Origin of the sequence: Actinophytocola sp. (genome assembly GCF_035942955.1) — a bacterium.
In the GTDB taxonomy this organism is placed as follows: Bacteria; Actinomycetota; Actinomycetes; order Mycobacteriales; family Pseudonocardiaceae; genus DASYTH01.
Genome location: NZ_DASZCQ010000233.1, coordinates 1 through 17052 on the forward strand (window position 1 = coordinate 1; position 17052 = coordinate 17052).

Sequence of the window (17052 nt, forward strand, 5' to 3'; positions counted from 1 at the left end):
GTCCACACCCACCCCCCAAGTTGATCTCCACTCCGGTATCCGCCGGTAGACTGGCCGTGGGGTCGCCCCCCGTGGAGCGGTGGGGGCTGGGTAGAGGTGAGACGCGGAGATCAACTTCGGCGCCAAGATCCACTGCGAGAAGATCAACTGTGGGCCGCGGAGTCCGGTGCCGGCCGGATGCCCTTGCGCCGTGGAGCCCGGGGTGGCGTCGTGGGCGCGTCCCTCACCTACGCGAACGCGTCATACAGCTATCCGAGCGCGAGACACGCCCGGGATCGCGTCTCGGCCCGGCGTGTCTCGCCTTCAGGTAGGCGTGTCGTGCCTTGGTGCAGCCGTATGACGCGTTGCGGTAGCCCGACCGTGCCGCAGCCTGCCCGGCAGGGTCTCGGCATGGTGCCGGATGCCGGCGTGATCGCCGAGATGCGGGGCCCGGCCGCCCGAATCGGGTGCAGAAATGGCGGCCACCGTTTCCACAAGGCGAGCTTGGCGACTTTGTCGGGGGGCGGGGTTAGCGTGCGGGCATGGATGTCACCGCTGCGACCGTTGAGCTTGCCCGTGCCGCGTTGGATGTTGTGCGGCTGGTGCCGGGGCGGGTGATCGATCCGGTGCTGTCCGGGTTGCTGATCACGGCCGACGGGACGGGCGTGGAGCTTGCCGCCAATGATCGGGAGCGGGCGGTGCGGCTGCGTGCCGCGGGCGTGGTGCACACCGACGGTCGGGTGCTGGTGCCGGCCAAGCCGCTGGCCGAGACGCTCCGCGCGCTTGGCGAGCCGCGGGTGCGACTGGTGGTGGAGGGGAGCCGGCTGGCCGTCCGGGTGCCGAGCGCCCGGTATGCGCTGCCGCTGCTGGACGCCGAGGTGCATCCGGGGGTGCCGGAGCCGCCGGCCGCGGTGGGCGAGGTGGGCGCGGCGGCGCTCGCCGAGGCGTTGACCACGGTGGCGGCGACGGCGGCGCGGGATGATGCGCTGCCGCTGTACACCGGGGTGCGGCTGCGCTCCGACGGCGAGCGGCTGGTGCTGCTGGCCACCGACCGGTTCCGGATGGCGGTCGCCTCGCTGCCGTGGCGGCCGGCCGGCGAGCTCGACGTGTTGGTGCCGGCCGCGCTGCTGGTCGAGCTGGCCCGGCAGCTCGCCGACGTCGACCGCGTCTCGGTGCACGCCGGCCGCGATCTCATCGGGTTCTCCTGGGGCCAGGCGGTGATCACGGCGGCGGTGCTGGACGGGACCTTCATCCACGAGTCCAAGGTAGTCATGTCCGAAGTGGACACTCGGGTCGAGCTGGACGCCGACGCCCTTGCCGGCGCGGTCCGCCGGGTCGGCCTGTATACCGACCCTCGCGGCGTGCTGGCGCTCGAGGTCGGCGACGGCGAGGTCCGGCTGCGCGGCGCCGACCAGCAGTCCGGCGAGGCCGAGGAGTCCGTCAAGGCCACTGTGGACGGTGGGCGGACCGGCCAGGCGTTCCAGGCCAGGTACCTGACCGACGCGTTACGCCCGTTCGCCGGGCGGACCGTGCGGCTGGAGATCCAGCCGGGCATGCGGGCCACGATCTTCAGCACGCCCGAGCCCGGCGACGTGCACCTGCGCTACGTCGTGATGCCCATGCTGCCACCCAAGGTGGCTCAGGAGGACCGCTCCCTCCGCAGGTAGTCCAGCTGCGCCCGGACCGACCACTCGGCCGGCCCCCACAGCGACCGGTCGACGTCGGCGTACACCAGCTCGACCACCCGCCGCGGGCTGGCGTCCGCGCCGAGCTCGCGCAGTGCGGCGCGCACCTGGTCCAGCCGCTCGTCGCGGTGGGACAGGTACTCGCCGGCGGTCACCGCAAGGTCCGGTAGGTCCGGACCGTGCCCGGGGAGCACCAGCGTGCCGGCCGCCGCGCCGGTGAGCCCGCGCAGCGAGTCGAGATAGTCGCCGAGGTCCGAGATCACCGTGGTGCCGCGGCCGAGCACCGTATCGCCGGTCAGCACGGCCCTGGCGCCGTCGAGCGCCACCTCGAAGCAGACCGAGTCCTCGGTGTGGCCCGGCGTGTGCCGCACCGCCAGCTCCAGGCCGCCCGCGGCCAGCAGCTCGCCGTCGGACAGCGGATCCGCGTCCCGGCACAGCCGCGCCTCGAACGCGCGCACCGGGGCGCCGGTCCGCTCGGCCAGCCACGGCGCGCCGCCGACATGATCGGGATGCTGGTGCGTGATCAGGATCAGCTCCACCGGCCCGGCCGCGGCGACCACCCGCTCGAGGTGCCCCTCGTCCCTGGTGCCCGGGTCGACCACCACGCACTCCGCGGCGTCGGGAGCGCGCAGCAGCCAGGTGTTGGTCCCGTCCAGGGTCATCGACGACGGGTTGTTCTCCAGCAGCACGGAGGCGAACGGCGTCACCGGTCGCGGGACCCCGTACGCCGGGTGCGCAAGCACGGTCATCGCAGCTGCACCCGGTCGTCGGGGGTCGCGTCGAGCTGGTTGGCCGCGTCGGCGTAGCCGGCGTCCCCGTCGATCACGATGCGCAGCACGCCGCCGTCGCGCACCACCCGGGGAACGAGCTTGGTGATGGTCCGCTCGCTGGCCATCGCGGCGTCGACCGACCCGCACTCCTCCAACTCGGCCAGCGTGGTCCAGGTCGGCGGCAGCAGTCCGCGGCGGCCGTGCTTCCAGTCGTCGAGCGCGTCCGTCGGGCGGTACCACCCGGCGTCGGTCGCCTCCGAGGTCGCCCCGTCCGCGTGCTGCCCGGACGGCACCGCGGCCAGGAAGAAGCGCGTGTCGAACCGCCGCCGCTCCTCGATCGGCGTCACCCAGTTCGCCCACGGCCGCAGCAGGTCCGCCCGCACCACCAGACCGGCCTCGGCCAGGAAGGCGGCCAGCGACAGCTCCCGGTCCACCAGCCCCCGCCGTGCCGCGGCGAACGGCGCCGTGTCGGACACCACGCTCGTCGCGTCCGGACCGGCGAGCAGCACGCCCGACTCCTCGAACGTCTCCCGCACCGCCGCGCACACCAGGGCCCGCGCCAAACCCTCCTCGACGCCGAACCGGTCCGCCCACCACCGCGGCTCCGGCCCGTGCCACGCCACCGACGCGTCCGCGTCCCGCGGGTCGACCGACCCGCCGGGAAACGCCGTCATCCCCCCGGCGAACGCCATCCCGGCCACCCGCCGCAGCAGGAACACCTCCATCCCCGCCGCGCCGTCGCGCACCAGCATCACGGTCGCCGAGTCCCTGGGCTCCACCGGCGGATCGGGCACCTCGGCCGGTACGAAACCCTCCGGCAACACCAGCTCCCTGGGCAGTTCACGCACTCCCCGACCCTACGCGGCCGGTCAGCCGGGCTGAAGTGGATCGATCTCCCGCCCTAGCAGAGGCAGGGATAGGGGCAGGCGGCAGGATGGGGCCATGGCTGAACGTGGGGATGCGCCGCTTCGGGTGGGGTTGGTGGGCGCGGGGCCGTGGGCGAGGGCGTTGCACGCGCCGTCGATCAACGCGCATCCGCGGACGAAGCTGGCGGCGGTGTGGGCGCGGCGGGAGAACGCGGCGGCGGCGTTGGCGGCGCCGTACGGGGCGACGGTGGCGCGGTCGTTCAAGGAGCTGATGTCCACGGCGGACGCGATCTCGTTCGCGGTGCCGCCGGCGGTGCAGGCGCCGCTGGCCATTCACGCGGCGCAGGCGGGGCGGCACCTGATTCTGGAGAAGCCGATCGCGGCGACGGCGGAGGAGGCCGAGCGGCTGGTGGCGGCGGCCGACGAGGCCGCGGTGGCGACGGTGGTGGTGCTGACCCGCAGGTTCGCCACGAGCACCATCGAGTGGCTGGACGAGGTGCACCGGCTGGGCGGGTGGACCGGGGGGACGGCCCGGTGGTTGTCGAACGCGCTGCTGGACTCGCCGTACGCGGCCTCGCCGTGGCGGCACGAGGGTGGGGCGCTGGCCGACGTGGGGCCGCACGTGCTCGATCTGCTCGACGCCGCGCTCGGCGAGATCACCGGCGTGCTCGCGGCCTACCGGGGCGAGCCGGACCTGTGGCAGATCGTGCTCGGGCACGCGAACGGAGCGATCAGCACGGCGTGCATGTCGATGCGGCTGCCGGTGCGGCCGGGGATCTCGGAGGCGTCGGTGTTCGGCACGCACGGGTATCTCGAGCTGCCGCAGCGGGCCGAGTCGGCGCAGGACTGCTTCCACCGGCTGCTCGACGACTTCGTCACCATGGTCCACAATGGACAGACCGAGCACCGGTGCGACGTCAGCCGGGGCCTGCACATCCAGCGGCTGGTGCAGACGATCGGCTACCTGGTCGGGCCGGGCCACATCCGGCTGTCCCCCGAGCTCGGCCGGCAGCCCGGCTGAGCCTCAGCGCGGCTGGTCCGGGTGCTGCGGCGGGATCCCGTTGATCACGGTCGGGGCGCCGTTGGACGTCGGCCAGTCAAATGTGGCCGGACCGCCGCCGTGCCGGCCGCCGTTGATGTCCCCGAGGTGGCCGGGGCCGTCGGACTCCTCCTGCTCACGCCGGGCCAGCTCCTCCTGAAGCTGGCGCAGCAGCAGCTTTTCCTGATCGCTGAGCGAGTCGTCGGCCGGCAGCGACTCGGGCCGGGCCGCCTTTCCGTTGGTGGGCGGCGGCTTCGGCGTCGTCGACGCCGGCTCGCTCATCCAGGACGCGGGCAGGACCGGCGCCGGCCGCACCGGCGGGTTGGCCGAGGCCAGCGGGTCGGCCGGGGGCTCTGGCCGGGACCGCCGGCCGGGCGGGGCGATCTCGGGCAGCGGCGGCATCGGCGGCGCCACCGGGATCTCGGGCACCTTGGCCACCGGCGGGCTCGGCGCGGTGGGCGGTGGCGCCGGGCGCGAGATCGGCGAACCGGGCAGGACGCTGACCGGGGTGGACACCGTCGGGATCTGGCTCGACGGGCTCGACGGGGGCGCGCTCGGCTCCATCGGGTTGGACCGGGGCCGCACCGGCGGCGGGTTGGTCGGGGCCTGCCGGGCGAACGGCACCTGGGCGGCGTACTGCATGGCCGCGTGGTGGTACTCGGGCGCCTCGGCGCCGTCCCGGAGCACCTCGACGGAGGCCCGGATCCCGGCCCGCCGCAACGAGTTCTCCAACCGGTACGAGGTGGCCGGCGCGAACCCGGCCGGTCCGACGCCGACGAGCACGACCCGGTGCGGAACCGGGCCGGAGACCGGGCCGGCCGGGGTCAGCCGCCACACCGCCCACACCGAGCGGACGTCCGGCAGCACGTCGAGCACCCGGCGGGCCGCCTCGGCGACGCCATGGACGGCCGACTCCCCGTCGACCGGGCCGCCACCGAACCGGTGCCGCACCACCGCGTTGGACGCGGCCCCGTCGTCGACCATCAGCCGGTCGATCATGGCGGCGTCCAGGTAGACCTGGGTGAACAGCGAGGCGAGCTCCTGCCGCTGCGCGCCGCTGATCGCGATCCGGCCGGCGACCAGGCAGCCGGCCAGGAACTCCAGCGCCCGGTCCAGCTCGGCCGAGGCCAGGAACTGCCGGGCGTCGGCGAGCGCGTCGTCGTCGAGCCTGCCGGCGAAGCCCAGCAGGAGATCGTGTACCCGGATCGGCAACGGCACGCCCGGCCGGCCGGCGGCGCCGTCGGCTCCCTGCGACACGGTGGACTCCCTTCCGTTCGTGGGGGTAGCGGCGTGTCAGCGCGGGACCAGCTGCCTCCGGTACGTGATCACCCCGGGGAGCAACGGTTCCGATGCGGCCAGTGCCCGCTCGTGATACGGCGGCAGGTCGATGCCTTCGGGCATCACCTCGACGCCCGGCTCGTACGTGCCGAGAGCGCGCAGGACACGCTGCAGTTCGCCGGCCAACCTTGCAGCGTCGGCTACCGACGTGACCAGCACGACCCGGGTGGCCGGGCCGGTGCCTGATCGGTGCTGCCGCCAGCTGCCCCGCACGTCGACCACCTCGGGCCGACCGTGCAGAACTGCCCCGAGCACCACCGCTACCGAGTCGCCCGTGTTCACCCGTTCGGGCGACTCTGGAGTGAAGGTGTAGTCCAAATCGTCGAGTTCGTCCACCCATGGGACGGAATTGAGCAGCCCGGGATCGGCGCCCGCGTCCAGCAAGGCGGTGTTGAGCAGCATGGACTCGGCGACGGTGATTCCGACCCGTTCGCGAAGCAGGGTCAGCGGCAGCGTCCCGGCCAGCGCGTCGAGCGCGCCGGCCGCCAACCAGTCCCGGAACCGCCACAGCTGCCGGTCGGGCAGCCGTCCGGCCAGCCGCAGCAGCAGCTCATGACAGGCCGTCGCAGCCTGGCTTTCCATGTTCCGCCCTCCCGTCAGGCCACCTCGACGACGAGCTCCACCTCGACCGGAACGCCGAGCGGCAGCTCGGCCACCCCGACCGCGGACCTGGCGTGCTTCCCCGCCTCCCCGAAGATCTCGCCGAGCAGCTCGGAGGCGCCGTTGAGCACGGTCGGCTGCCCGGCGAACCCCTCGGCCGACGCCACGAAGCCGACCACCTTCACCACCCGGACCACCGCGTCGATGCCGACCAGGCCGTCGATCGCGGCCAGCGCGTTGAGCGCGCAGGTCCGGGCGTGGCCCTTGGCCTCCTCCGGGCTGATCTCGCCGCCGACCTTGCCGGTGGCGGCGATCTTCCCGTCGACGAACGGCACCTGCCCCGCGGTGAAGACCAGGGAGCCGGCGCGCACGGCGGGGACGTAGGCGCCGGCCGGCGGCGCCACCGCGGGGAGCGTGATGCCCAGCCGGGCAAGGCGGTCGGTCCAGGCTGTGCCGGTCACCGGCTCAGGCTCCCTTCGGCCGCTTGAAGTACGCGACGAGCTGCTCGCCCGTGGGCCCGGGCAGCACGGTGACCAGCTCCCAGCCGTCCTCGCCCCACTGGTCGAGGATCTGCTTGGTCGCGTGGATCAGCAGCGGCACCGTGACGTACTCCCACTTCGTCATGACGCGGACTGTATCGACACCGCCACATGTCACTCGTTCGTGGTCGCGGCTACGGTTGCCCGGTGGATGCGTGGCGGCTGATCGCCGCGGCCCTGACCGCGGCGGGTGGTCTGGTGTTGGTGCTGCTCACGATGGCCAAGGTGCGTGAGCGCAGCGGCGCGACGGGCGGGCAGGTGGCGCTGTCCGGCGCGATCACGTTCACGGTGCTCGTCCTGCTGTGCGTGCTGGAGCTGACCGTGCTCGCGCCGTGGCTGGCGTGGTCGGTGGTCATCGTGGTTGGCGTCACCGTCTCCGTCATGCTGCTCGCAAGCTGACGCATCTACGCTGGTCGGGTGACCACTCCCGGTGTCGGCTGGACCGAGCACATCGCTCGCGCGCGGCTGCACGTGGTCACCGGCAAGGGCGGCACCGGCAAGACCACGGTCGCCGGCGCGCTCGCCCTGGCGCTGGCCACCGGCGGGCGCCGGGTGCTGCTGGTGGAGGTGGAGGGCCGGCAGGGCATCGCCCAGCTCTTCGACACCCAGCCGCTGCCCTACGCCGAGCTGCGCATCGCGTCCGCGCCGGGCGGCGGCGAGGTCCGCGCGCTGCACGTGGACGCCGAGGCCGCGCTGCTGGAGTACTTCTCGATGTTCTACAACCTGGGCTTCGCCGGCCGCACGCTGCGTCGGATGGGCGCCATCGAGTTCGCCACCACGCTCGCCCCCGGCCTGCGCGACGTGCTGCTCACCGGGAAGGTCAAGGAGTGCGTCGGGCGGACCGACAGCGCTCAGCGGGCCGGCCGCTACTACTACGACGCGGTGGTCCTCGACGCCCCGCCGACCGGGCGGATCGTGAAGTTCCTCGACGTCACCAGGGCCATGGTGGATCTGGCCAAGGTCGGGCCGATCAAGGGCCAGAGCGAGGGCGTCGTGCGGCTGCTGCACTCCGGGGACACCGCCGTGCACCTGGTCACCGTGCTGGAGGAGATGCCGATCCGGGAGACCATCGACGCGGTCGGGGAGCTGGACGGCGCGGAGCTGCGGCCCGGCGCGGTGATCGTCAACCGGGTGCGGCCGCCGCGGCTGCCGGCCCGGTCGGTGACGTCGGCCGCCGACGGCCGGGTGGACGCGTCCCGGGTGCGCGCCGGGCTCGCCGCGGCCGGCCTCGACCTGGCGCCCGATGATCTCGAGGGCCTTGTCGCCGAGACCGTCGAGCACGCCATCCGGGTGCAGGCCGAGCGCAGCGCCCGCGAGCAGCTCGCCGAGCTGGACCTGCCCACCGTCGAGCTGCCGGAGAGCACCGACGGTGTGGACATCGCGGCGCTGTACGAGTTCGCCGAGGCCCTGATCGACCAGGGGGTCCGGTGAGCGGAGCTCGCGGAGCGAACCGTCGAACACTGCCCTGCCGCCGAGGAACGAGCCGGCGGGGTCGCCGTCACCGAGCTTGCGAGGTGACGGATTGAGCGCGCTCGACGTCGACCGGTTGATCGACGACCCGGACACCCACGTGATCGTCTGCTGCGGCTCCGGCGGGGTCGGCAAGACCACCACGGCCGCGGCCATCGCGGTGCGCGCCGCCGAGCGGGGCCGTAAGACGGTCGTGCTGACCATCGACCCGGCCCGCCGCCTCGCCCAGTCGCTCGGCCTGCGCTCGCTTGGCAACACCCCAAAGCAGGTCGACGTGGACGGGTTCGAGCCGGCCGGCGAGCTGTCGGCGATGATGCTGGACATGCGCCGCACCTTCGACGACATGGTGCTCGCGCATGCCGGGGAGGAACGCGCCAAGGAGGTGCTGGCCAACCCGTTCTACAAGACGATCTCCACGTCGTTCTCCGGCACCCAGGAGTACATGGCGATGGAGAAGCTCGGCCAGCTCGCCGCCGAGGGCCGCTGGGACCTGATCGTCGTGGACACCCCGCCGAGCCGGTCGGCGCTGGATTTCCTGGACGCCCCGCAGCGCATGTCGTCCGCGCTGGACGGCCGGATGATCAAGCTGCTGACCGGGCCGGCCAGGGCCGGCGGCTGGGGCGTCCGCAAGGTCGTCGGCGCCGGCTTCATGCTGTTCGCCAGGGCGGTGTCGACGATCGTCGGGGGTCAGCTGCTGGCCGACGCGTCGGCGTTCGTGCAGGCCTTCGACGGGATGTTCGGCGGGTTCCGGGAGCGCGCCCGGCGCACCTACGAGCTGCTGCGCTCCGGCGGGACCGCGTTCCTGGTGATCGCCGCGCCGGAGCCGGACGCGTTGCGGGAGGCGAGCTACTTCGTCGAGCGGCTGTCCGCGGAGTCGATGCCGCTGGCCGGGCTGGTGGTGAACCGGACGCACCCGGTGCTTGCGGCGCTGTCCGGACCGAGCGCCCTGGCCGCGGCGGACCGCCTGGAGAAATCGGGAGACGCCCCGCTGGCGGCGGCGGTCCTGCGGCTGCATGCCGACCGGGTGGCGGTCGCGCAGCGGGAACGCCGGCTGGTGGCCCGGTTCACCAAGGCGCACCCGGGCGTGTCGGTGGTCAGGGTGCCGGCGATGCCGTCCGACGTGCACGACCTGGCCGGGCTGCGTGGGATCGGGGAGAAGCTGTCGGGAGCTTGAGGGCGGCAGCCACAGGGGTTCGCGGCAATCAAGGTGACCACCGCGCGCCCTTGGCCGAAGGCCCGCTATCGCGGTGGCAGGGCTCCGACAAGCAATGACGTCAGGTTGATCGGTCTCGAGCCCTGCCGGAGCGATCGCGGCGGCGCGCAGACTGGCGAAAGTACTGCCTAGCCGACCCGGACGTCCTCCTCGGTGTGCTGACGGCGCGCGTTCTCGAGCAGATCACGCCAGGACGTCACGTCCGGCCGGCGACGCAGCAGAGCCCGGCGCTCACGCTCCGTCATCCCTCCCCAGACGCCGAACTCGATGCGATGGTCCAACGCCTCCGCGAGGCACTCGGTGCGCACCGGGCACGCGACACATACCAACTTGGCCTTGCGCTGCTCCTTGCCCCGAACGAACAAACCGTCGGGGTCCTCGTCGCGGCACAGCGCGTTGACCCGCCAATCTGCCTGGTCAATCTCCATTGACCCCCACCCCTTGCGTCGTCTCGACCCTCGAATCCGGATGCCCCCCGGCACCGGTTGCCTCGGGTCGGCCGCGGGCACGGTCCGACCGTTCAGCGCCGTCGTGAGACGTTGACGGACTCTAGAGGTCGCCGGTTCCCAGTTGAACACCGGCCCCGGCAGCCGTTACCTAATGTCAACAGATCTTCGGCGCGGCCATTGCGCCGGCGTGGTCACGCGTACGCTTGGGCGCGTGCGAGTGGGAGACAGCCTGCTGAAGCTTCTCGGACTCTGCCTGCTGGCCGGCGTGCTGGTCGCCGGCATGCTGTTCCCGATCGTGGGAGCGCTGGGGGTGGTGTCCAACCGGGCCAGCGACGCGATCGACAGCGTGTCGGCCGACCTGGTGGCGACCGACCCGGCGCTGATGACCACGGTGGCCGACGCCAACGGCAAGCCGATCGCCTACCTGTACGACCAGTACCGGATCCCGGTCACCGGCGACCAGATCTCCCCCACCCTCAAGGCCGCGCTGATCTCCATCGAGGACCGCCGGTTCTACGAGCACAACGGCGTGGACTGGCGGGGCACCATGCGCGCCGCGGTGAGCAACCAGACCTCGGGCGACGTCCAGGGCGCGTCCACGCTCACCCAGCAGTACGTGAAGAACTATCTGATCAACGTCGTGTACCGGGGGGACGAGCCGGAGAAGAAGCTCGAGCAGAAGCGGGCGCGGGAGCAGACCATCACCCGCAAGCTCAAGGAGGCGCGGATCGCCATCCAGCTCGAGCAGAAGATGACCAAGGACGAGATTCTCACCGGCTACCTGAACATCGTCGAGTTCGCCTACCAGGTCTACGGCGTCGGGGCCGCCGCCCACTCCTACTTCCACACCACGCCGGACAAGCTGACCGTCGCGCAGGCCGCGCTGCTCGCCGGCATGGTCAACAACCCGAGCAAGTACAACCCGTGGCAGTTCCCGGTGGAGTCGCTCAAGCGGCGCAACCTGGTGATCGACAAGATGGTGGAGAACCAGAAGCTGTCCGCGCAGGCCGCCGAGGAGGCCAAGAAGGAGCCGCTCGGGATCGTCGAGGAGAAGCCGGACAAGCCCGCGGCCAACTGTGTCGGCGCCGGCCCGGAGTTCGGCTTCTTCTGCCAGTACGTCGAGGACTACCTCAAGAAGCTCGGCTTCACCAACGACCAGCTCTACTCCGGCGGCTACACGATCCTGACCAGCTTCGACGCCGAGGCGACCAGGCAGGCCAAGCGGGCGGCCGAGGACCAGGTGCCGAAGAACCAGGAGGGCATCGCCAACACCATGGCGATCGTCAAGCCGGGCAAGGAACGGCACCAGGTGACCGCCCTGGTGTCCAACCGGGACTACGGGTTGGACAAGGACGCCGGGCAGACGGTGTACGGCCTGCCGTACGACATCGCCAACAAGTTCGGCGCCGGCTCCATCTACAAGATCTTCACCGCGGCCGCCTATCTGGAGAAGGGCGGCGGCATCAACAACGTGATCCAGACGCCGCCGTTCTACATCTCCAACGTCTTTGGCGGCGGCGCCAAGAGCTGCCCCCGCGCGCCGAACCCGCCCCGCGGGCCGGGTGGCAACTGGTACTGCCTGAAGTCCGGCGAGCACCCCGGGCAGATGACCCTGCAGGACGCCCTTGCCCTGTCCCCGAACACGGGCTTCGTCATCCTCGAGGAACAGGTCGGCATGGACCCCATCGTCGAGATGGCCAGCCGCCTCGGCCTGCGCGAGACCATGGCGTTGAACAACGGGGGGCGGCCGCCGAACCCCGAGGCCGAGCGGCTGGAGGAGAAGCTCTCCCAGACCGACTTCTTCAAGAGCCATTCCGCCTACGACAAGGGGAACGCCTCGTTCACGCTCAGCCCGGCGGCGACCAGCACGCTCGAGCTGGCCAACGTCGGGGCCACGATCATGAGCGGCGGGGTGTGGTGCCCGCCGACCCCGATCGTCGAGGTGCGCGACCGGGACGGCAAGAAGGTCGACGTTCCCGAGCAGCCGTGCGAGCAGGCCGTGGCCGAGCCGCTGGCCAACACGCTGGCCGTCGGGATGAGCAAGGACCACACGTCCGGGACCGCGACCAGGGCGGCGCAGGGCGCGCGCTGGACCCGACCGATGATCGGTAAGACCGGCACCACCCAGGAGCACAAGTCCGCCGGTTTCGTCGGCGCCGTGCCGCAGCTCGCCGGGGCGGTCCTGACCTTCAACGACAGTCCGACGCCCCGGCCGATCTGCGACAGCAACAGCCCGACCGCGCCGCCGTTCCTGTGCGGCAACGGCAACATCTTCGGCGGCAAGACGCCGGCGCAGACCTGGTTCGAGGCCATGAACGCGATCCTCGCCGGCACGCCGGAGGAGCCGTTGCCGCAGCCAGATCCCCGGTACGTCAACGGCGGCGACGGCAGCAAGGTCCCCTACGTCGTGGGGCGCAGCCAGCAGGAGGCGACCCAGATGCTGGAGGACGCCGGCTTCCGGGTCGCCGTCCGCAACCGCAACGACCCGGCCAAGAAGGGCACCGTGGTCGCCCAGACACCCCGCGGCAACGCGATCGCCGGCGCGCTGGTGACGATCTACGTCAGCACCGGCGTCGCCCCGGTGCCGACCGCGCCCGAGATCCCGCCCTCGGGTCCCGGCGGTGGCGGCGGAGGTGGCGGGAACGGCAACGGCAACGGCGGCGGTGGCGGTGGCGGGCCCGGCGGCGGTGGCCGCGGGGGCCTCCCCACGGACATCACCATCCCGAACCCGCGGCCCTAGCAGTGTTTCTAGCTCGGGCAAGGCCGCCGGTCGCCTTCGGCGAGCGGCCTTGGGTCGGGTTGGTTGGGGTGGTTGCGGGCCGGTGTGGTGGTTGGGTGGCGTGGGTGATTGGGTGACGACGTCTGCGGGCAGGGCTCGTTCCTCGCCCTAACCCTTGTCGTCGTGTGGCGGCCGCCCTCGCCAAAGATTGGCGACCTCAGCGCACTTTCGAAACACGACCTAACCCTGGAGGTTGCCGCGGACCGCGGCGGCGACCTTGGTCGACCCCTCGCCCGGCGAGTCGGGCACTCGGGCCGGCGAGTCGGGACAGCCAGACTCGCCGGGACGGGTTTGGGTCAGCCCTGGAGCTTGGCCCGGACCGCGGCGGCGACCCTGGCGCCCTCGGCGCGGCCGGCGACCCGGGCGGTGGCGGCCTTCATGACCTGACCCATCTGCCGCTGGCCGGGCGGGGCGCCGAGCTGGTCGGCGACCTCGGCGACCGCCTGCGCCACCAGCTCGTCGAGCTCGGCGTCGTCGAGCTGCTTGGGCAGGTACTCGGAGAGCACCTCGGCCTCGTCCAGCTCCGTCCGCGCCCGCTCGGAGCGGCCGGCGGCGGTGAACGCCTCCGCGGCCTCCTTGCGCTTCTTCACCTCGCGGGTGATCACCCGCAGCACCTCGTCGTCGGTCAGCTCGCGGGCCGCGTCGCCGGCGACCTCCTCGGTCGTCACGCCGGTCAGCACCATGCGCAGGGCGGCGAGCCGGACCTGCTCGCGGTTCTTCATCGCCGCGGTGAGATCGGCCTGCAGCCGGGACTTGAGGGACGCCATACGGCGACCCTACTGGCCGTGCGCGTACCGCTCCCGGCGATACACCGGGCTGTCATCGTCGGCGGCTACCCTCAGGGTCGTGAGCACGTTTGCGCGTCACGCGGGCCGGGTCGCCCTTGGCACCACCGCGCTCGGCACCGCGACCCTGGCCTACGCCGCCGGCATCGAGCGCCGCCGCTGGACGCTGCGCCAGGCCACCCTGCCCGTGCTGGCCGAGGGTTCGCGGCCGCTGCGGGTGCTGCACATCTCGGACCTGCACATGCTGCCCGGCCAGCGGTCCAAGCAGCGGTGGGTGGCCGCGCTCGACGAGCTCGACCCGGACCTGGTGGTCAACACCGGCGACAACCTCGCGCACCGGCAGGCCGTCCCGGCCGTTCTGCGCGCCCTCGGCCCGCTGCTCAACCGCCCCGGCGTGTTCGTCTTCGGCAGCAACGACTACTACGCGCCGCGGCCCAAGAACCCGGCCCGCTACCTGTTCCCGTCGCACAAGCGCATCCACGGCGTCCCGCTGCCCTGGCGCGACCTGCGCGCCGCCCTGCTCGAGCGCGGCTGGCACGACCTGACCCACGTCCGCCGGCTGCTCACCATCGACGGCCAGACCGTCGCCGTCGCCGGCGTCGACGACCCGCACCTGCGCCGCGACCGCTATCCCGACATCGCCGGCCGCCCGGACCCGTCGGCCGCCCTGCGCCTCGGCGTCACCCACTCCCCCGAGCCGCGCGTCCTGGACGGCTTCGCCGGCGACGGCTACGACCTCGTCCTGGCCGGCCACACCCACGGCGGCCAGCTCCGCCTCCCCGGCTACGGCGCCATCGTCACCAACTGCGAGCTCGACCGCACCCGCGCCCGCGGCGCCTCCCGCTGGGGCGCCCACATGTGGCTGCACGTCTCCGCCGGCCTCGGCACCTCCCCCTACGCCCCGGTCCGCTTCGCCTGCCCACCCGAGGCCAGCCTCCTCACCCTCGTCCCCCGCCCCACCCGTGAGACCGAGGCGCCCAGCACCGTTACCCGCGCCCAATTCGGAGCGGGCGCCGGCTTCGGCTAGACTTCACGGGTCCCTCGGGGTGTGGCGCAGCTTGGTAGCGCGCTTCGTTCGGGACGAAGAGGTCGCAGGTTCAAATCCTGTCACCCCGACCGATCCGGCCGATCCCTGTTCGCGGAAAGCGCGAACGGGGATCGGTCGTTCTTTGTTCTGGGGGCCGAGCCCCCAAACCCCCACCGTGCTAGCTTGTTGCGTTTGCGGGGCTGGGGCGTTGGTTCTGGACCAGCCCAATTGGACTTATTGGGGGCCGGTATGCGGCGTGAGCCTGTCGAATCCTCGGTGGTGCGGTCGGTGGGGTATGACCGGAGCAATCAGGTGTTGGAGATCGAGTTCCACAATGATCGGGTGTACCGGTACTTTGTGGTGCCGCATGCGGTGTACCGGGAGCTCAGGGAGGCGCCGAGCTTCGGGCGGTACTTCAACGAGAAGGTGCGGGACCGGTATCCGGCTCGGCAGGTGAGGTAGGGGGCATGGATCTCGGGGCGGTGGCGCGGGAGATCATCGACGAGACGTTGTACATGGTGCTCGGGACGGCGGACGCGGACGGGGAGCCGTGGGTGTCGCCGGTGTACTGCGCGTCGGCGGGATATGCGGAGTTCTACTGGATCTCGTCGCCGGAGGTGATCCACTCGCGGAACATCGCGGTGCGGCCGAAGCTGAGCATCGTGGTGTTCGACTCGCGGCAGCGGCCGGGGAGTGGGCGGGCGGTGTATATGGAGGCGCTGGCCGGGCAGGTGGCGCCGGACGAGGTGGCCGGCGGGCTGGCGGTGTACAACGGGCGGTTCGCCGACCCGGCGGAGCACGGGCTGCGCGACTTCGACGTCGCGGAGGTGAGCCCGCCCGCGGAGTACCGGTTGTACCGGGCGACGGTGTCGCGGTATTCGATGGTGTGCCCGAGGGAGGCCGGGCGGCCGTGTGCCGAGCACGGTCGGGCCGTCGACCACCGGACCGAGGTTACGGTGTAGCGAACCCGCTACCGCGACGCCAGCGGCGTCATGCATAGTGGCGCGCATGGCTTTTTCGGACATGTTCGCGGAGTGGTCGGCGCGCCGGTACCTGACGCGGCTGACGGATCGGGTCGGGGTCTTCGGGTTGGCGGCGGCCACGGCCGTGCCGGCCCTGCTGGCGTCGATCGATCAGCATTCGGCGGCGGTTCGGGACATCGTGGCGATGGGGGTGGAGGGGTCGGCGGCGGTGGCCACGGCGGTGCTGCTGGCCGAGTACGCGCGCGGGGTGCTTGATCAGGCGCGGCAGCAGGGGTGGCGGCTGGAGCTGCCGGGCACCGCGAGCGGGTGGGCCCGCGCCGACTGGACCACGGTGCGGCTCATCGGGGTGTGCGCGCTCGCCAGCGGGCTTGATAGATCTACTGTGGACAGTTAGTCGGCCGCGCCGAGCGCGATGGCCTCGTGCACCTCGGCCTTGCGGGCCTCTTCCTCGGCGCGGAAGCGCTCGGCGTCGACGGCCTCGGCGATGTCCTCGTCCTGGCGCATCAGCCGGTCCAGGCTGGCGTCGCCCATCTCGAGAACGCCCATGTCGACGTAGGCGCGCTGCAGGCGCTCGCCCCACAGGCCGATGTCGCGCACGCACGGGACGATGCGGCTGAACAGCAGCTTGCGGAAGGCCTGCAGGTACGGGGCCTGGTCGACGAGAGGCTTGATCTCCTTGTGGTCGATCCCGAAGTTCTGCCAGATCTCGTACCCGCGGATGCGGTCGCGCATCAGGTAGCAACCCTCGATCACGAAGTCCTCGCGCTCGCGGCGCTCGGCGTCGGTGAGCTGCTTGTAGTAGTCGCGCAGGGTGAGGCGGCCGAAGGCGACGTGCCGGGCCTCGTCCTGCATCACGTACGCGAGCAGCTGCTTGGGCAGGGGCTTGGTGGTCATGTCGCGCAGCAGCCCGAACGCGGCAAGGGCGAGGCCCTCGATGAGCACCTGCATGCCGAGGTAGGGCATGTCCCAGCGGGAGTCGGTCAGGGTGTCTTTGAGCAAGGCCTGCAGCTGGTCGTTGATCGGGTACAGCATGCCGATCTTCTCGCGCAGGAACCGGCTGTACAGCTCGGCGTGCCGGGCCTCGTCCATGGTCTGGGTGGCGGAGTAGAACTTCGCGTCCAGGTCGGGCACGGTCTCCACGATCCGCGCGGCGGTGATCATCGCGCCCTGCTCGCCGTGCAGGAACTGGGAGAACTGCCAGGAGCAGATGTGCCGGCGCAGCTCGGCGTGCTCGCGCTCACTCATGGCGTCCCAGTAGCGCGTGCCGTGAATGGCGATCGTCTCGTCGGGCAGGCCGAGCGCGTCGTACGGATCGACCTCGATGTCCCAGTCGATGCGCTTCTCCGCGTCCCACTGCTTGTCCTTGCCCTTCTGGTACAGGGCAAGCAGTTTCTCGCGACCGTCGGCATAGTCCCAGTCGAAGCGGGTGGTGCCCGCGGCGCCGATCGTCCAGTCCTGGGCGGAGGGGAGAATGTACAGCTCGTCGGTGGACATCTGGCGGCCTCCCGAACACCATCGCGACGTACAGCG

At 72.0% G+C, this 17052-nt stretch carries 19 protein-coding genes and 1 tRNA gene; 11 read left to right on the plus strand and 9 right to left on the minus strand.

Annotated elements, in window-relative coordinates; genetic code table 11:
* Positions 1-521 precede the first annotated feature (521 nt).
* On the plus strand, positions 522-1646 hold the full coding sequence (gene dnaN, locus VGX25_RS24035; RefSeq protein WP_326920150.1) for a DNA polymerase III subunit beta: 1125 nt from the start codon (positions 522-524) through the stop codon (positions 1644-1646).
* Here the strand turns inward: dnaN and VGX25_RS24040 are convergent.
* A complete protein-coding gene (locus tag VGX25_RS24040; RefSeq protein WP_326920151.1) occupies positions 1619-2413 on the minus strand; it encodes an MBL fold metallo-hydrolase in 795 nt (264 codons plus the stop codon). The genes dnaN and VGX25_RS24040 overlap by 28 nt on opposite strands.
* The gene (locus VGX25_RS24045; protein ID WP_326920191.1) at positions 2410-3273 is read right to left on the minus strand and encodes an NUDIX hydrolase; all 864 of its coding nucleotides are present in this window, start codon (positions 3271-3273) and stop codon (positions 2410-2412) included. Before VGX25_RS24045 ends, VGX25_RS24040 begins: the two co-directional genes overlap by 4 nt.
* 103 nt (positions 3274-3376) lie before the next feature.
* Here VGX25_RS24045 and VGX25_RS24050 point away from each other — a divergent pair, with 103 nt between their 5' ends.
* Complete coding sequence (locus tag VGX25_RS24050; RefSeq protein ID WP_326920152.1) at positions 3377-4321, plus strand: Gfo/Idh/MocA family oxidoreductase; 945 nt, start codon at positions 3377-3379, stop codon at positions 4319-4321.
* Between the two features lie 3 nt (positions 4322-4324).
* On the opposite strand, the gene VGX25_RS24055 is transcribed toward VGX25_RS24050, so the two are convergent.
* From VGX25_RS24055 to VGX25_RS24070, 4 genes are read right to left on the minus strand one after another with little or no spacing between them, the layout of a single operon-like run.
* Positions 4325-5596 carry a hypothetical protein gene (locus VGX25_RS24055; RefSeq protein ID WP_326920153.1) on the minus strand — a complete coding sequence of 424 codons (1272 nt, stop codon included), beginning with the start codon at positions 5594-5596 and terminating at the stop codon, positions 4325-4327.
* Between the two features lie 36 nt (positions 5597-5632).
* Positions 5633-6259, minus strand: a complete 627-nt coding sequence (locus VGX25_RS24060) for a hypothetical protein (RefSeq protein WP_326920154.1) — start codon at positions 6257-6259, stop codon at positions 5633-5635.
* Positions 6260-6273: 14 nt separating this feature from the next.
* Entirely contained in the window at positions 6274-6738 is a 465-nt protein-coding gene (locus VGX25_RS24065) for a RidA family protein (protein ID WP_326920155.1), read from the minus strand.
* 4 nt (positions 6739-6742) lie between these two features.
* On the minus strand, positions 6743-6901 hold the full coding sequence (locus VGX25_RS24070) for a hypothetical protein (protein ID WP_326920156.1): 159 nt from the start codon (positions 6899-6901) through the stop codon (positions 6743-6745).
* Positions 6902-6963: 62 nt separating this feature from the next.
* Here VGX25_RS24070 and VGX25_RS24075 point away from each other — a divergent pair, with 62 nt between their 5' ends.
* The 3 genes from VGX25_RS24075 to VGX25_RS24085 all read left to right on the plus strand — a co-directional run bounded on the left by VGX25_RS24075 (position 6964) and on the right by VGX25_RS24085 (position 9460).
* Positions 6964-7215 (plus strand): hypothetical protein, encoded by a 252-nt coding sequence (locus VGX25_RS24075; RefSeq protein ID WP_326920157.1) that lies wholly within the window; start codon positions 6964-6966, stop codon positions 7213-7215.
* An 18-nt stretch (positions 7216-7233) separates the two neighbouring features.
* Complete coding sequence (locus VGX25_RS24080) at positions 7234-8247, plus strand: ArsA-related P-loop ATPase (RefSeq protein WP_326920158.1); 1014 nt, start codon at positions 7234-7236, stop codon at positions 8245-8247.
* Between the two features lie 91 nt (positions 8248-8338).
* Complete coding sequence (locus VGX25_RS24085) at positions 8339-9460, plus strand: ArsA family ATPase (RefSeq protein ID WP_326920159.1); 1122 nt, start codon at positions 8339-8341, stop codon at positions 9458-9460.
* A gap of 167 nt (positions 9461-9627) precedes the next feature.
* Here VGX25_RS24085 and VGX25_RS24090 read toward each other — a convergent pair whose 3' ends face one another.
* On the minus strand, positions 9628-9927 hold the full coding sequence (locus VGX25_RS24090) for a WhiB family transcriptional regulator (protein ID WP_326920160.1): 300 nt from the start codon (positions 9925-9927) through the stop codon (positions 9628-9630).
* A 232-nt stretch (positions 9928-10159) separates the two neighbouring features.
* Here VGX25_RS24090 and VGX25_RS24095 point away from each other — a divergent pair, with 232 nt between their 5' ends.
* Positions 10160-12688, plus strand: coding sequence for a penicillin-binding protein (locus VGX25_RS24095; RefSeq protein WP_326920161.1), 2529 nt, complete (start codon positions 10160-10162; stop codon positions 12686-12688).
* Between the two features lie 335 nt (positions 12689-13023).
* Here VGX25_RS24095 and VGX25_RS24100 read toward each other — a convergent pair whose 3' ends face one another.
* Complete coding sequence (locus tag VGX25_RS24100) at positions 13024-13494, minus strand: GatB/YqeY domain-containing protein (RefSeq protein WP_326920162.1); 471 nt, start codon at positions 13492-13494, stop codon at positions 13024-13026.
* Between the two features lie 79 nt (positions 13495-13573).
* On the opposite strand from VGX25_RS24100, the gene VGX25_RS24105 reads away from it, so the two are divergent.
* The 5 genes from VGX25_RS24105 to VGX25_RS24125 all read left to right on the plus strand — a co-directional run bounded on the left by VGX25_RS24105 (position 13574) and on the right by VGX25_RS24125 (position 15916).
* Positions 13574-14539, plus strand: a complete 966-nt coding sequence (locus VGX25_RS24105) for a metallophosphoesterase (protein WP_326920163.1) — start codon at positions 13574-13576, stop codon at positions 14537-14539.
* 15 nt (positions 14540-14554) lie between these two features.
* Positions 14555-14628, plus strand: a tRNA-Pro gene (locus VGX25_RS24110).
* 160 nt (positions 14629-14788) lie between these two features.
* Positions 14789-15001 carry a KTSC domain-containing protein gene (locus VGX25_RS24115; RefSeq protein ID WP_326920164.1) on the plus strand — a complete coding sequence of 71 codons (213 nt, stop codon included), beginning with the start codon at positions 14789-14791 and terminating at the stop codon, positions 14999-15001.
* Positions 15002-15006: 5 nt separating this feature from the next.
* The gene (locus VGX25_RS24120) at positions 15007-15501 is read left to right on the plus strand and encodes a pyridoxamine 5'-phosphate oxidase family protein (RefSeq protein WP_326920165.1); all 495 of its coding nucleotides are present in this window, start codon (positions 15007-15009) and stop codon (positions 15499-15501) included.
* Positions 15502-15547: 46 nt separating this feature from the next.
* Positions 15548-15916: a DUF6401 family natural product biosynthesis protein gene (locus VGX25_RS24125; protein ID WP_326920166.1), complete on the plus strand. Its 369-nt coding sequence runs from the start codon at positions 15548-15550 to the stop codon at positions 15914-15916.
* On the opposite strand, the gene VGX25_RS24130 is transcribed toward VGX25_RS24125, so the two are convergent.
* The gene (locus tag VGX25_RS24130; protein ID WP_326920167.1) at positions 15913-17016 is read right to left on the minus strand and encodes a ferritin-like domain-containing protein; all 1104 of its coding nucleotides are present in this window, start codon (positions 17014-17016) and stop codon (positions 15913-15915) included. The two genes, VGX25_RS24125 and VGX25_RS24130, sit on opposite strands and share 4 nt — an antisense overlap.
* Positions 17017-17052: the final 36 nt, after the last annotated feature.

Excerpts from the sequence above, each read along its gene's own strand:
- VGX25_RS24100 (WP_326920162.1), bottom strand. The coding sequence starts at position 13,494 with ATGGCGTCCCTCAAGTCCCGGCTGCAGGCCGATCTCACCGCGGCGATG.
- VGX25_RS24070 (WP_326920156.1), bottom strand. The coding sequence starts at position 6,901 with ATGACGAAGTGGGAGTACGTCACGGTGCCGCTGCTGATCCACGCGACC.
- dnaN (WP_326920150.1), top strand. The coding sequence starts at position 522 with ATGGATGTCACCGCTGCGACCGTTGAGCTTGCCCGTGCCGCGTTGGAT.
- VGX25_RS24090 (WP_326920160.1), bottom strand. The coding sequence starts at position 9,927 with ATGGAGATTGACCAGGCAGATTGGCGGGTCAACGCGCTGTGCCGCGAC.
- VGX25_RS24130 (WP_326920167.1), bottom strand. The coding sequence starts at position 17,016 with ATGTCCACCGACGAGCTGTACATTCTCCCCTCCGCCCAGGACTGGACG.
- VGX25_RS24125 (WP_326920166.1), top strand. The coding sequence starts at position 15,548 with ATGGCTTTTTCGGACATGTTCGCGGAGTGGTCGGCGCGCCGGTACCTG.
- VGX25_RS24115 (WP_326920164.1), top strand. The coding sequence starts at position 14,789 with ATGCGGCGTGAGCCTGTCGAATCCTCGGTGGTGCGGTCGGTGGGGTAT.
- VGX25_RS24040 (WP_326920151.1), bottom strand. The coding sequence starts at position 2,413 with ATGACCGTGCTTGCGCACCCGGCGTACGGGGTCCCGCGACCGGTGACG.
- VGX25_RS24120 (WP_326920165.1), top strand. The coding sequence starts at position 15,007 with ATGGATCTCGGGGCGGTGGCGCGGGAGATCATCGACGAGACGTTGTAC.
- VGX25_RS24050 (WP_326920152.1), top strand. The coding sequence starts at position 3,377 with ATGGCTGAACGTGGGGATGCGCCGCTTCGGGTGGGGTTGGTGGGCGCG.
- VGX25_RS24060 (WP_326920154.1), bottom strand. The coding sequence starts at position 6,259 with ATGGAAAGCCAGGCTGCGACGGCCTGTCATGAGCTGCTGCTGCGGCTG.